Here is a 14,528-nt window from a genome sequence, read left to right on the forward strand (position 1 = left end):
GTGGGGCTTCCCCATGTGAGAGTAGGTCATCGTCAAGATTCATTTCGCAAAACCCCTATCTGCGCGAGCAGGTAGGGGTTTTGTCTTTTCCGCTTGCCCAAAAGCCAATGCCGTTCCGACAGGGGAAACGCGTCGGCTGCCTCCGTGATAAGGTTTCCCCTCTGCATCAACCGCTCCCCGAGACCAGCCAATGCCCCAGACCACCTCACTTCACCCAGGCTTCATGATCGTCCAGGGCAACCGCCTGGACGACCTGCGCAATCTGGTGGTGAGCGTGATGCGCCGTTACCCCCTGGCGCCGCTGGAAAACGAAATCGCCCTGGTGCAGAGCAACGGTATCGCCCAATGGCTGAAACTGGCCTTGGCCGAGGACCCGCTGGACGACGATCAGGGCGGTTGCGGGATCGCAGCCGCCATCGATGTGCAGCTTCCGGGTAGCTTCATGTGGCAGCTGTACCGCCGCGTGCTGGGGCGCGACGAAATCCCCGAGGTGTCACTGCTGGACAAGGCGCCCCTGACCTGGCGCCTGATGCGCCTGCTCCCGGAAGTGATCGAACGCCCGCACTTCGAGCCCCTGCGCCGCTTCCTCACCGATGACAGCGACCTGCGCAAGCGCTATCAGTTGGCCGAGCGCCTTGCCGACCTGTTCGACCAGTACCAGGTCTACCGTGCCGACTGGCTGAAGGACTGGGCAAGTGGTGCCCATGTGCTCAACACCGCACGTGGTGAGCGCAAGCCGCTGGCCGCCGGCAATCGCTGGCAGGCCGAGCTGTGGCGGATTCTGCTGGAGGATGTGGGCGAGGCGGGCATGGCCCAGAGCCGGGCCGGGGTGCATCAACGTTTCATCGAGCGGATCAACGGCCTGGAACAGGCCCCCGCCGGGCTGCCGGCGCGGCTGATCGTGTTCGGCATCTCGTCGCTGCCTGCCCAGATCCTCGAGGCTTTGGCAGGTCTTGCCCGCTTCAGCCAGGTGTTGCTGTGCGTGCACAACCCCTGCCGCCACCACTGGGGCGATATCGTCGCCGACAAGGACCTGCTGCGACACCAGTACAAGCGCCAGCAACGCAAGCAGGGCATGCCCCTGCAACTGGACGACGAGCTGCTGCACCAACATGCACACCCGTTGTTGGCCGCCTGGGGCAAGCAGGGGCGCGACTACATCAACCTGCTCGACAGCTACGACGATCCCGGCAGTTACCAGGGCGTGTTCAGCGACGGACGCATCGACCTGTTCAGTGAAGGTGAACCGAAGACCCTGCTCAACCAGCTGCAGGACGATATCCTCGAGTTGCGCCCCCTGGCCGAGACCCGCGAGCAATGGCCGGCGGTTGATCCGGCCAAGGACCGTTCCGTGCGTTTCCACCTGGCCCACAGCCCACAACGCGAAGTGGAGATCCTGCACGATCAGTTGCTCGCCCGCTTCAGTGCCGACCCCACGCTGCGGCCTCGCGACGTCATCGTCATGCTGCCGGCCATCGATACCTATGCACCGCATATCCGTGCTGTGTTCGGCCAGCTCGACCGTAACGATCCACGTTTTATTCCGTTCACCCTGACCGACCAGGGCCAGCGTGGTCGCGACCCATTGCTGATCGCCCTGGAACATCTGCTCAAGCTGCCTGACAGCCGTTTCGCCGTCAGCGAAGTGCTCGACCTGCTGGACGTGCCGGCAGTGCGCGCCCGCTTTGCCATCCAGGAAAGCGACCTGCCAACCCTGCACCGTTGGATCGAAGGAGCAGGCATCCGTTGGGGATTGAGTGCCGAGCAACGCGCCAGCCTTGGCCTGCCCGAGGGACTTGAGCAGAACAGTTGGCGCTTCGGCTTGCGACGCATGTTGCTGGGGTATGCGGTCGGCGTGGGCGAAGGCTGTGACGGTATCGAGCCATACGATGAGATCGGCGGCCTCGACGCCGCGTTGATCGGCCCGTTGGTGGCGTTGCTCGACGCCCTGGACATTGCCTGCCAGGCTCTCTCGCAGCCGGCCTCGGCGACGGAGTGGGGGACGCGGCTGCATGCCCTGCTGCAGATCTTCTTCCTGGCCGAGAACGAGCACGACGAGCTGCTCCTGGTGCAGTTGCAGGACCTGCGCGACACCTGGCTGGAAACCTGCGACGCAGTTGGCCTGCACGACTTGCTGCCACTGACCGTGGTGCGCGAAGCCTGGCTGTCCGGGCTGGACCAGGGCAAGTTGTCCCAGCGCTTCCTGGCCGGCTCGGTGAACTTCTGCACCCTGATGCCCATGCGCGCCATCCCGTTCAGAGTGGTCTGCCTGCTGGGCATGAACGACGGCGACTACCCGCGTGCCCAGCCGCCCCTCGACTTCGACCTGATGGCCAGCGATTACCGGCCAGGGGACCGTTCCCGCCGCGAGGATGACCGTTACCTGTTGCTCGAGGCCCTGCTCTCGGCACGCGACCAGCTCTATGTCAGCTGGGTTGGGCGCAGCATCCGCGACAACAGCGAGCGCCCGTCCTCGGTGTTGATCGGGCAGCTGCGCGACCACCTGGCCGCCGGCTGGCAGCTCGCCGGCGCCAAGACCGGCCAACGCGACGACCCTGGGCAGCAGCTGTTGCATGCCCTGACCCAGGAGCACCCATTGCAGCCGTTCAGCCAGCGCTACTTCCAGAGGGGCAGCCCGTTGTTCAGCTTCGCCCATGAATGGTTGGCGTTGCACCAGGCCGAGGACGAAGCGCAAGTGCCTGTCGCACTGTCGCCCTACACCAGCGATGAGCCGCTCAACCTGGTGCAGCTTCAGGACTTCCTGCGCCATCCGGTCCGGCATTTCTTCAGCCAGCGCCTGAAAGTGTTCTTCGAGGCCCTGGAGGCACCGACCCCGGACGAAGAACCCTTCGTGCTGGACGCTCTGCAACGCTATGGCCTGAGCGAAAGCCTGCTCGGCGCCGCGCTGGCCGATCCGGACAACGCCGAGCGGGCGTTGCAGGGCCAGGCCCGACGTCTCCAGGCCTGCGGGATGTTGCCGCTGGCAGGCTTCGGCGAAGCCTTGCAGGCAGAGTTGATTCAGCCGCTGCCGGACTTGCTGCAACGCCATCGGCAACTGCTGCAGCGCTGGCCGACCCGGGTCGAGGGCGCCATGCCGATCCATTTCGAGCAGGGGCCGCTGCGCTTGGAGGGCTGGCTTGGCCAGGTGTACCAGGCCGAGGACCAGAGCCTGTTGAGCATCGCCACCGTGCCCAATACCCTCAGTGCTGGACGCAACAGCCTGAAGTGGCACCGGCTGGTGCCGACCTGGGTGATGCACCTTGCTGCCTGTGCTTCCGGCTACCCGTTGCACAGCGCGCTGGTGGCCAGTGACCTGACCCTGTTGTTGGCCCCGTTGCCTCAGGGCGAGGCGGCAGAGCGCCTGGGCGAACTGCTGGTGGCACGCCAGGCGGGTATGAACGCGCCCTTGCCGGTGGCGGCCAAGACCGCCTTCGCCTGGCTGGCCCAGGAGGACCCGGACAAGGCGACGGCCGCCGCGATCCGCGCCTATGAGGGTGACGGCCAGAACAGCTTCGGCGATCGCAGCGAAAGCCTGGCCCTGGCCCGCCAGTACCGTGACTTCGCCGCGCTGGCCCTCGACGAAACCTTCGAAGGCTGGTGCGAAGCCTTGTATCGCCCCTTGTTCGCAGCGCCCTGGCAGACCCTGGGTAACCCGGAGAACGCCCAATGACCCAAGCCCGTCCCCTTGCGCTGAGTTTCCCCCTGCACGGCAGCCAGCTGATCGAAGCCAGCGCCGGCACCGGCAAGACGTTCACCATATCGGCCTTGTACCTGCGCCTGATCCTCGGCCATGGCGGCGAGCAGGGTTTCAGCCGCGAGCTGCTGCCACCGCAGATCCTCGTGGTGACCTTCACCGACGCGGCCACCAAGGAGCTGCGCGAGCGTATTCGCGCGCGCCTGGCCGAGGCGGCGCGTTTCTTCCGCGGCGAACTGGACGGTGCCGACCCGCTGCTGCACCTGCTGCGCGACGATTACCCACAGGAGCAATGGCCACGCTGCGCCAGCCGCCTGGAGATCGCCGTGCAGTGGATGGACGAGGCCGCCGTCTCGACCATCCACGGCTGGTGCCAGCGCATGCTGCGCGAGCACGCCTTCGACAGTGGCAGCCTGTTCACCCAGAGCCTGGAGACCGATCACAGCGACCTGCTGGGCCAGGTCATGCGCGACTACTGGCGGCGCTTCTGCTACGGCATGCGCGGCGAGTCACTGGCCTGGGTGCGCGGCAACTGGGTCAGCCCCGATGCCTTGTTGCCGAGGATCAGACCGCTATTTGGCCGTGTCCGTGGCCAGGAGGATGAGCAAGACCCGCAGTCGTTGATCGAGGCGACCCTGCGCCAGCGCACCGAGCAATTGGCTCAACTCAAGGCGCCCTGGGGCGCCTGGGCCGACGAGCTGCAGCAGATCTGTCGCGATGCCGTGGCGGCCAAGCAGGCCGACGGGCGCAAGTTGCAGGCGCGCTATTTCGAGCCCTGGTTCGACAAGCTGCGGGCATGGGCCGGTGATGAGCAAGCCATGGAGCTGGACCTGGGCACCGGCTTCACCCGCCTGACGCCCGCTGGCCTGGCCGAGGCCTGGAAGTCCGGCGAGCCGCCGCAACACCCGGCGCTGCGGGCCATGGAGTCCTTGCGCGAGCAGCTGCAGGGGCTGGCCAGCCCCGACGCACGGTTGCTGGAGCATGCCGCCGCCTGGGTATCGGCGCGCTTCGAGGTGGAGAAACGTCGCCGCGCCGAAATGGGCTTCGACGACATGCTGCTGCGCCTGGAACATGCCCTGGGCAGCGACTCCGGTCAGCGCCTGGCTGCGTTGATCCGCGAGCAGTTCCCGGTCGCGTTGATCGACGAGTTCCAGGACACCGACCCCGTCCAGTACGGGATCTTCGAGCGCATCTACCGCATCACCGAGAACAACCCGGACACCGGCCTGTTCATGATCGGCGACCCCAAGCAGGCGATCTATGCCTTCCGTGGCGCCGACATCTTCACCTACCTGGCCGCGCGCCGCGCCACCGCCGGGCGCCTGCACAGCCTGGACACCAACTACCGCTCCAGCCAGGCCATGGTCGCGGCGGTCAACCGGGTGTTCCTGCAGGCCGAGGAACGCGCCGAGGGCCGTGGCGCCTTCCTGTTCCGGGCCCAGGGCGACAACCCTCTGCCCTTCGTCGAAGTGCGCGCCAAGGGTCGTGGCGAGCAACTGCTGATCGCCGGGCAGCCCAGCGCGGCCCTGCATTGCTGGCAGCTGGAAAGCGACGAGCCGGTGTCCGGCACAGCGTATCGCCAGCAGCTGGCGGCCAGTTGCGCCAGCCATATCGTCGAGCTGCTCGAAGGTGGTCAGCAAGGCATCAGCGGTTTCGCCGATGCCGCCGGCAAGCTGCGACCCTGCTTGCCTTCCGATATCGCCATCCTGGTGCGCGACGGTCGCGAGGCCCAGCTGGTCCGCGCCGAGCTGGCGGCTCGCGATGTGCGCAGCGTATACCTGTCGGACAAGGATTCGGTGTTCGCCGCCCAGGAGGCCCATGACCTGCTGGCCTGGCTCAAGGCCTGCGCCGAGCCGGACTCGGAGCGCATGCTCAAGGCCGCCCTGGCCAGCCTGACCCTCGACCTGCCGCTTATCGAACTGGAGCGCCTGAACCAGGATGAGCGGGTCTGGGAAAACTGGGTTATGCGTTTTCGCCGCTACCGCGACATCTGGCAACGCCAGGGCGTGCTGCCGATGCTGCGGCGCCTGTTGCACGACTTCCAGCTGCCGCGGGCGCTGATGGGCCGCAGCGACGGCGAGCGGGTGCTGACCAACCTGCTGCACCTGGCTGAACTGCTGCAGCAGGCCGCGGGTGAGCTGGATGGCGAGCAGGCGTTGATCCGTCATCTCACCGAGCACCTGGCCAACGCAGGGCAAGCCGGAGAAGAGCAGATCCTGCGCCTGGAAAGCGACGAGCAACTGGTCAAGGTGGTGACCATCCACAAGTCCAAGGGTCTGGAATACCCCTTGGTGTACCTGCCGTTCATCTGCACCAGCAAGCCGGTGGATGGCCAGCGCCTGCCCCTGGGCTGGCACGACGACCAGGGCGTGGCGCACCTGACCTTGACCCCGAATGCCGCGCAGATCGAGCGCGCCGACGACGAACGCCTGGCCGAGGATCTGCGTCTGCTCTACGTCGCCCTGACCCGTGCCCAGCATGCCTGCTGGCTGGGCGTTGCCGACCTCAAGCGCGGCACCCAGCGCAGTTCGCAGTTGCATCGTTCGGCCTTGGGCTACCTGCTGGGTGGTGGCCTGTCGTTGGCGGCTTCCAGCCAGCTGGGCGAATGGCTCGCCACCCTGGCGGCCGGCAACCCGGCCATCACGTACGGTCCGCTGCCTGAGGTTCAGGCCCTGTGCTACCGCACGCCGGACAGCCAGCGCGAGCTGCTGCCGCCGCGCAAGCCTCGTCGAGCCGCTGCGGAACACTGGTGGATCGCCTCGTACAGTGCCTTGCGGGTGGGCGACCAGACCCTGGTCGCCGACAGCTCCCAGGCCCAGCAATTGCTGGACGACGAGGTGCTGGACAGCCAGTCGCTGCGTGAGGTACCGGCCGAGGCGGGCGATATCCACCGCTTCCCCCGTGGGCCGAATCCGGGCACTTTCCTCCACGGCCTGCTCGAATGGGCGGGACGCGAAGGGTTCGCCGAGGTCGCCGCCCAAGGGTCGGTGATCGAACGCACCGTGGGCCAGCGCTGCAACCGACGCGACTGGACAGGCTGGATTCCCACGCTGACCCAATGGCTGCAGCAACTGCTGGTCCAGTCCATGCCTTTGCAAGGGGCTACCTTGACCCTCGCAGGCCTCGAGCGCTACCAAGTCGAAATGGAGTTCTGGTTCGCCAGCCATCAGGTCGACGCGGTGCGCCTCGACCATCTGGTGGCGCGCCACACCCACGTTGGAATGACGCGGGCGGCCGCCCAGCCGACCGTGCTCAACGGCATGTTCAAGGGCTTCATCGACCTGGCCTTCGAACTCGACGGGCGCTACTACGTGGCCGACTACAAGTCCAACTGGCTCGGCCCCGACGCCGAGGCCTACGGCGCCCTGGCCATGGAGCAGGCAATCCTCGAGCATCGCTACGACCTGCAGTACGTGCTCTACCTGCTGGCCCTGCATCGCCAGCTGCGCGCGCGCCTGCCCGACTACGACTACGACCTGCATGTCGGCGGTGCCGTGTTCATCTTCCTGCGTGGGGTCACCTCGGCCGGCCATGGGCTGTATCATGCGCGGCCTCCCCGGGCGCTGATCGAACAGCTCGACGCGATGTTCCGGGGTGAGCAAGAACCCGCCCAACAGGACCTGTTTGCCGGAGTCACGCCATGAGCCGCAACCTCGACGACCTGCTGCCCACGCCCTTGCAGGCCGAGCACCTGAGCGCCCTGGCGCCGCTGCGCCACAGCCAGGACCTGCTGGCGCTGCTCGATCGCTGGGTCGAGCGTGGCTGGCTGCGGGCCCTGGACCGGGCCTTCGTGAGTTTCCTCGAGGAGCGGGCGCCGGGCAGCGATCCGCTGGTGCTGCTGGCCGCCGCCCTGGCCAGCCACCAGCTGGGCCATGGCCATGTCTGCCTCGATCTGCAACAGACCCTTGCCGAGCCGGACTTCGCCCTGTCGCTGCCACCGGAAGGCGATGCGCTGGCCGGGCCGTTGCTGCTGCCTTCGCAGCTGCTGGCCAGCCTCGAGCTGGGCACTTGGTTGCAGCGGCTCGCCGAGAGTCCCCTGGTTGCCGCAGGCGATACCGTCGAGCAGCGTGCCAGGCCACTGGTGGTCAGCGGCGAGCGCCTGTACCTGCGCCGCTATTGGACTTACGAGCGGCGCATCGACAATGCCCTGCATGAGCGCCTGGCGCGCCTTCAGCCTCAGCCGGCCGACCTGGCACTACGTCTGTCGCAACTGTTCGAAGGTGGCTCGACCGCAAGCGAGGTGGATTGGCAGAAACTGGCCTGCGCTCTGGCCACCCGTGCCGGCTTCAGTGTCATCACCGGCGGCCCCGGGACCGGCAAGACCACCACCGTGGTACGCCTGCTGGCGCTGTTGCAGGGGCCTGCGGTCGAGCAAGGCCGGCCGCTGCGCATCCGCCTGGCGGCGCCGACCGGCAAGGCCGCGGCGCGCCTCACCGAGTCCATCGGCCAGCAGGTGGAGCGCTTGCAGGTGGATGGCGCGGTGCGGGCGCAGATCCCCACCGAGGTCAGCACCGTGCACCGCTTGCTGGGCAGCCGCCCGGGTTCGCGGCACTTCCGCCATCATGCCGGCAACCCGTTGCCCCTGGATGTGCTGGTGGTCGACGAAGCCTCGATGATCGACCTGGAGATGATGGCCAACCTGCTCGACGCCCTGCCGGCCAATGCGCGGCTGGTGCTGCTGGGCGACAAGGACCAGCTCGCTTCGGTGGAGGCCGGAGCGGTGCTGGGCGACCTGTGCCGAGACGCCGAGGATGGCGGCTACTGGCCGCAGACCCTGGCCTGGCTGGAGCAGGTGGGCGGACAGTCGCTGGCCGACATCGGCCTGAGGCCGGGCGACGGCCAGCGCAACCCGCTGGCCCAGCAGATCGTGATGCTGCGCCACTCGCGGCGTTTTGGCGAAGGCAGCGGCATCGGCCAGTTGGCGCGCCTGGTCAATCGCCAGCAAGCCCTGGAGGCGCGTGCGCTGCTGGCGACCCGACCGGCGGATGTCCATTGCCTGACCCTGGGCGGCGAGCACGACAAACGCTTCGAGCGCCTGCTGCTCGATGGCCTCAACCAAGGCCCCGAGGGGCCACAAGGGTATCGCGGCTACCTGCGAACCATCGGTCGCCTGCGCCCGCCGCCAGGCACGCCAGGCGACGATCCGCGCTGGGAGCGCTGGGCGGCCGAGGTGCTGCAGAGCTTCGAGGCGTTCCAGTTGCTCTGTGCCGTGCGCAAGGGCGCCTGGGGCGTCGAAGGCCTCAACGAGCGGGTCGCCCGGGTGCTGCACAACGCCGGGCTGATCGACAACCAGCAACCCTGGTACGAGGGGCGTCCGGTACTGGTCACCCGCAACGACTATGGCCTCGGGCTGATGAACGGCGATATCGGCATCGCCTTGCGCCTGCCGGACGATCATGGAGAGGCGCTGCTGCGCGTGGCTTTTCCGCGCAACGATGGCAGCGGTGGGGTGCGTTTCGTACTGCCCAGCCGTCTCAGCGAGGTGGAAACGGTGTTCGCCATGACCGTGCACAAGTCCCAGGGCTCGGAGTTCAGCCATACCGCGCTGGTGCTGCCCGACGCGCTGAACCCGGTGCTGACCAAGGAACTGGTGTACACCGGCATCACCCGCGCCAAGCATTGCTTCAGCCTCATCGAGCCGCGGGCAGGGGTGTTCGAGGAGGCGGTGGGGCGCAAGGTCCGGCGGGTCTCGGGGTTGATGCTGGAGCAAGTCTGACTCTGGAGTTTGCCGCTGATATGCTATCGTTGCGGCATTATCCGCAAACATTTTGTGAGATTTCCCCCCATGACAGTGGCTGTCTCGGCCCTGGGACGCGTGAAGGGCTGTGCGCTCTCGTTGCTGATGGCCATGCTGTTGTCGAACGGCGCGCCCGCCTGGGCGGACAATGCCGTATCGCAGGCGCAGGTGAAGCTACGGGCCAAGGCCGTGACCCAGGTCGTGCTGGGCATCCTCAGCTACGCCCGCTGGCCTGCCGACCCCAATCCCATGCGCCTGTGCCTGGTCGGCCCGACCGAATACGCCGACGACCTGATCAAGGGCAACCTGCAGCAGTCCGGGCAACCCCTGCAGGTGCGCCGCCTGCTCGCCGACGATCCGAGCGTGGCCAGTGCCTGCGACGCCATCTACCTCGGCAAGCTCGACAAACAGCAACGTGAGCGATTGTTCCAGCGGATCAACGGCCACCCGGTGCTGAGCATCAGCGAGGCCGACGATCCGTGCACGGTGGGCAGCCTGTTCTGCCTGCGGGTCGGCGATCAGCAGGTGGCGTTCGACGTCAACCTCGACTCAGTGGCACGCAGTGGCGTGCGCATTCACCCTAGCGTGCTGCAATTGTCGCGACGGCGGGCGGGGCAGCCATGAAACGTTCAGCCAGGCGCTTCAGCCGGCCGACCCTGCGCGCCGTGCTCGGGCGGGGACACCTGAGCGTGGCCTTGCTGGCCGCGGGCCTGGCCGGGGTGCTGGTGACCCTGCTCGGGGTGGCGGCGCTGCGCGTATATGCCAACCACAACCTGCACCTGATCGCCCGCTCCATCAACTACACCGTCGAGGCCGCCGTGGTCTTCGACGACAGTGCCGCGGCCAACGAGGCCCTGGCGCTGATCGCGTCCACCGAAGAAGTGGCCGACGCCAAGGTGTACGACAACGATGGCGACCTGCTCGCCCACTGGCAACGCGACGAGCAGGGGGTAATGGCGCAGTTGCAGTCCCAGGTGGCGCGCAGCCTGCTGGAGGAACCGATCAACATGCCGGTGCAGCACATGGGCCAGCGGGTCGGCCATATCGAGCTGACCGGGCAGGGTGGCAGCCTGGTGCGCTTCCTGCTCAGCGGGCTGGTGGGCATCCTGGTGTGCACGGTGCTCAGCGCGGTGCTGGCGCTGTACCTGTCGCGACGTCTGTTCGGCGATATCATCCGCCCCTTGCGTAACCTGGCCAGCGTTGCCCACGCCGCGCGGCGCGAGCGCAGTTTCGACCGGCGGGTGCCGCAGACCCAGATCGCCGAGCTCAACGAGCTGGGCAATGACTTCAATGCCCTGCTCGATGAGCTGGAGGTCTGGCAGAGCCATTTGCAGAGCGAGAACGAAAGCCTCGCCCACCAGGCCAGCCATGACAGCCTCACCGGCCTGCCCAACCGCGCGTTCTTCGAAGGGCGGCTGAGCCGCAGCCTGCGCAATGCCGCACGTACCGAAGACCACCTGGCGCTGTTGTTCCTCGACAGCGACCACTTCAAGCAGATCAACGACAGCCTCGGCCATGCGGTGGGGGACGAAGTGCTGATCAGCGTGGCCAGCCGCGTGCGTGCGCAACTGCGCGAGCATGACCTGGTGGCGCGCCTGGGCGGCGACGAGTTCGCCGTGCTGCTGACCCCGCTGCACTCGCGCGAGGATGCCCAGCGCATCGCCGAGAAGATTGTCGCCAGCATGAAGCTGCCGGTGCAGCTTGAGGATGGCACCAGCCTGACCACCTCGCTGAGCGTCGGTATCGCCTATTACCCGGACGATGGCCGTGACCCGGCCAGTCTGCTCAATGCCGCCGATGCGGCGATGTACCAGGCCAAGCGCAATCGCCGTGGCCATTGGCAAGTGGCGCAGACGGAACGCTGCGCCACTGATGCAAAGAACAGGAGCTGAACCGTGACCAAGCGTTTTTCCGTGCTGCGTTTCCCGTTAATCACCCTGCTGCTGGCGCTGCTGGCTCTCGCCGGCTGCCAGAGCGTGCCGCCCAAGGGGCTGACCCCCGAGCAGGTCGCCGTGCTCAAGCGCGAGGGCTTCGCCCCGACCGACGAGGGTTGGGCGTTCGACCTGTCCGGCAAGGTGCTGTTCGGCAGTGACCTGGACAGCCTCAACAGCACCAGCGAGTCGATCGTCGAGCGTATCGGCAAGGCGCTGCTGTCGGTGGATATCCAGCGTGTGCGCATCGATGGCCATGCCGACGCCTCGGGCAAGGCCGCCTACAACCAGCAGCTCTCCGAGCGCCGTGCGCAGAGCGTGGCCAAGGCCTTGATCGGCATCGGCATGCAGCCACAGAACATCCAGACCCGCGGCATGGGCAGCAGCCAACCGGTGGCGGACAACCGCACCGCGGCAGGGCGCATGGAGAACCGGCGGGTGTCGATCGTGGTGGCGTCGGATTGAGGCACGCATCGCGGGGCAAGTCGCAGCGGCGAACCGCCGCTCCCATCGTGGGAGCGGGCTTGCCCCGCGATGATTCGCCCGCTCAACCCTGGGCGAATTTCATCTCGCGTGTTTCCCCCATCAACAGCGGCGCATTGGCCTCGGTCACCTCGCGGATGTAATCCCACAACAGGGTGATCCGCTTGAGCTTGCGCAGATCCTCCCGGCAGTACATCCAGAACTGCCGCGTCACCTCGATATCCTCCGGCAGTACTGTCACCAGCCGCGGATCCTGCGCCGCCAGGAAGCATGGCAGGATCGCCAGCCCGCGCCCCTGCAAGGCCGCCGTGTACTGGGCGATCACGCTGGTGCTGCGCAGGTGCGCGTTGGCGTTGGGGATCAGGTTGGCCAGGTACAGCAGCTCCGAACTGAACGCCAGGTCGTCCACGTAGCTGATGAACGGATGGCGGCCCAGGTCGGCGATCTCGCGAATCGGCTCGTGGCTGTCCAGGTAGTCCTGGGTCGCATACAGGCGCAGGCGGTAGTCGCACAGCTTGCAGCACACATAAGGCCCATGTTCCGGACGCTCCAGGGCGATAACGATATCGGCCTCGCGTTTGGACAGGCTGATGAAGTGCGGCAGCGGCAGGATATCCACCGAGATCGCCGGCCAGGCATCGACGAAGTGGCTCAGCTGCGGGGTGACGAAGAAGCTGCCGAAGCCTTCGGTGCAGCCCATGCGTACATGCCCCGACAATGCCACGCCCGACCCCGAGACCTGCTCGCAGGCCATGTGCAGGGTGCTCTCGATCGACTCGGCATAGCCCAGCAGGCGCTGGCCCTCGGCGGTGAGGACGAAGCCGTTGGTCCGTGATTTTTCGAACAGCAAAGTGCCCAGCGCCCCTTCCAGTGAACCGATGCGCCGCGACACCGTGGTGTAGTCCACGGCCAGGCGCTTGGCCGCACTGCTGGCCTTGCGGGTGCGCGCTACCTCAAGAAAGAACTTGAGGTCGTCCCAGTTCAGCGCGCTCAGGGAGGTGAGGTCTTTTTGCATGATGATCCGGTTTTTTTGTGCATTCTTGTTGGATGTTTGCACATCTATACTCGAACTCAGCCCCTGAGCGCCACCCCGTTCGCTGCGGCGTAGGCGTCCTCGTTCCGACAATAATTCCAAGGAGAGCGCAGATGAACGCACCCCAGACGCCCGACCAGACCAAGGTCGAGCAGGTCAAGCTGCTGATCGACGGCCAATGGGTCGAATCCAAGACCACCGAATGGCGCGACATCGTCAATCCGGCGACCCAGCAAGTGCTGGCGCGGGTGCCGTTCGCCACCGTCGAGGAAGTCAACGCCGCCGTGGCCGCCGCCGAGCGCGCCTTCAAGACCTGGCGCGACACCCCGATCGGCGCGCGCATGCGCATCATGCTCAAGCTGCAGGCGCTGATCCGCGAACACAGCAAGCGCATCGCCGCGACCCTCAGCGCCGAACAGGGCAAGACCCTCGCCGACGCCGAGGGCGATATCTTCCGTGGCCTGGAGGTGGTCGAACACGCCGCCTCCATCGGCACCCTGCAGATGGGCGAGTTCGCCGAGAACGTCGCCGGCGGTGTCGACACCTACACCCTGCGCCAGCCGATCGGCGTGTGCGCCGGCATCACCCCGTTCAACTTCCCGGCGATGATCCCGCTGTGGATGTTCCCGATGGCCATCGTCTGCGGCAACACCTTCGTGCTCAAACCGTCCGAGCAGGACCCGCTGTCGACCATGATGCTGGTCGAGCTGGCGCTGGAAGCCGGCATCCCGGCCGGCGTGCTCAACGTGGTGCACGGCGGCAAGCAGGTGGTCGACACGATCTGCACCCACCAGGACATCAAGGCGATCTCGTTCGTCGGCTCGACCGAGGTCGGCACCCACGTCTACAACCTGGGCAGCCAGCACGGCAAGCGCGTGCAGTCGATGATGGGCGCCAAGAACCACGCCGTGGTGCTGCCCGACGCCAACCGCACCCAGACCATCAACGCCCTGGTCGGCGCCGCCTTCGGCGCGGCCGGCCAGCGCTGCATGGCCACCTCGGTGGCGGTGCTGGTGGGCAAGGCCCGCGAATGGCTGCCGGATATCAAGGAAGCGGCGAGCAAGCTCAAGGTCAACGCCGGCAACGAGCCGGGCACCGATGTCGGCCCGGTGGTTTCCAAGCGTGCCAAGGAGCGTGTGCTGGGCCTGATCGAAAGCGGCATCAAGGAAGGCGCCAAGCTCGAACTGGACGGCCGCGATGTGAAGGTGCCGGGCTACGAGCAGGGCAACTTCGTCGGCCCGACCCTGTTCTCCGGGGTGAAGACCGACATGCAGGTCTACACCCAGGAAATCTTCGGCCCGGTGCTGGTCACCCTGGAGGTCGACACCCTCGACGAGGCCATCGCCCTGGTCAACGCCAACCCGTTCGGCAACGGCACCGGCCTGTTCACCCAGAGTGGCGCGGCGGCGCGCAAGTTCCAGAGCGAGATCGATATCGGCCAGGTCGGCATCAACATCCCGATCCCGGTGCCGGTGCCGTTCTTCAGCTTCACCGGTTCCCGTGGCTCCAAGCTCGGCGACCTCGGCCCGTACGGCAAGCAGGTGGTGCAGTTCTACACTCAGACCAAGACCGTCACCGCCCGCTGGTTCGACGACGACAGCGTCAATGACGGTGTGAACACCACCATCAGCCTGCGCTAAGGAGAACGCC

Annotated in this window: 8 protein-coding genes; 7 read left to right on the plus strand and 1 reads right to left on the minus strand. The window is 66.8% G+C overall.

What is annotated here, in order from left to right; genetic code table 11:
• Positions 1 to 190 precede the first annotated feature (190 nt).
• The 6 genes from recC to ACVWZ5_RS20555 all read left to right on the plus strand — a co-directional run bounded on the left by recC (position 191) and on the right by ACVWZ5_RS20555 (position 11,827).
• Positions 191 to 3,670 (plus strand): exodeoxyribonuclease V subunit gamma, encoded by a 3,480-nt coding sequence (gene recC / locus ACVWZ5_RS20530; RefSeq protein ID WP_457340812.1) that lies wholly within the window; start codon positions 191 to 193, stop codon positions 3,668 to 3,670.
• A complete protein-coding gene (gene recB / locus ACVWZ5_RS20535; RefSeq protein ID WP_457340813.1) occupies positions 3,667 to 7,338 on the plus strand; it encodes an exodeoxyribonuclease V subunit beta in 3,672 nt (1,223 codons plus the stop codon). The genes recC and recB overlap by 4 nt, the downstream gene beginning before the upstream one ends.
• Positions 7,335 to 9,410 carry an exodeoxyribonuclease V subunit alpha gene (gene recD, locus ACVWZ5_RS20540; protein WP_062575261.1) on the plus strand — a complete coding sequence of 692 codons (2,076 nt, stop codon included), beginning with the start codon at positions 7,335 to 7,337 and terminating at the stop codon, positions 9,408 to 9,410. The genes recB and recD overlap by 4 nt, the downstream gene beginning before the upstream one ends.
• A gap of 69 nt (positions 9,411 to 9,479) precedes the next feature.
• On the plus strand, positions 9,480 to 10,055 hold the full coding sequence (locus ACVWZ5_RS20545) for a YfiR family protein (protein WP_062575260.1): 576 nt from the start codon (positions 9,480 to 9,482) through the stop codon (positions 10,053 to 10,055).
• Positions 10,052 to 11,323, plus strand: a complete 1,272-nt coding sequence (locus ACVWZ5_RS20550) for a diguanylate cyclase domain-containing protein (RefSeq protein WP_028691309.1) — start codon at positions 10,052 to 10,054, stop codon at positions 11,321 to 11,323. Before ACVWZ5_RS20545 ends, ACVWZ5_RS20550 begins: the two co-directional genes overlap by 4 nt.
• 3 nt (positions 11,324 to 11,326) lie before the next feature.
• Positions 11,327 to 11,827, plus strand: a complete 501-nt coding sequence (locus ACVWZ5_RS20555; protein WP_230962627.1) for an OmpA family protein — start codon at positions 11,327 to 11,329, stop codon at positions 11,825 to 11,827.
• A gap of 82 nt (positions 11,828 to 11,909) precedes the next feature.
• On the opposite strand, the gene ACVWZ5_RS20560 is transcribed toward ACVWZ5_RS20555, so the two are convergent.
• Positions 11,910 to 12,860 (minus strand): LysR family transcriptional regulator, encoded by a 951-nt coding sequence (locus tag ACVWZ5_RS20560; protein ID WP_062575259.1) that lies wholly within the window; start codon positions 12,858 to 12,860, stop codon positions 11,910 to 11,912.
• Positions 12,861 to 12,991: 131 nt separating this feature from the next.
• Here ACVWZ5_RS20560 and ACVWZ5_RS20565 point away from each other — a divergent pair, with 131 nt between their 5' ends.
• Complete coding sequence (locus ACVWZ5_RS20565) at positions 12,992 to 14,518, plus strand: CoA-acylating methylmalonate-semialdehyde dehydrogenase (protein WP_062575258.1); 1,527 nt, start codon at positions 12,992 to 12,994, stop codon at positions 14,516 to 14,518.
• Positions 14,519 to 14,528: the final 10 nt, after the last annotated feature.

It is taken from the genome of Pseudomonas sp. TE6283, assembly GCF_054060555.1.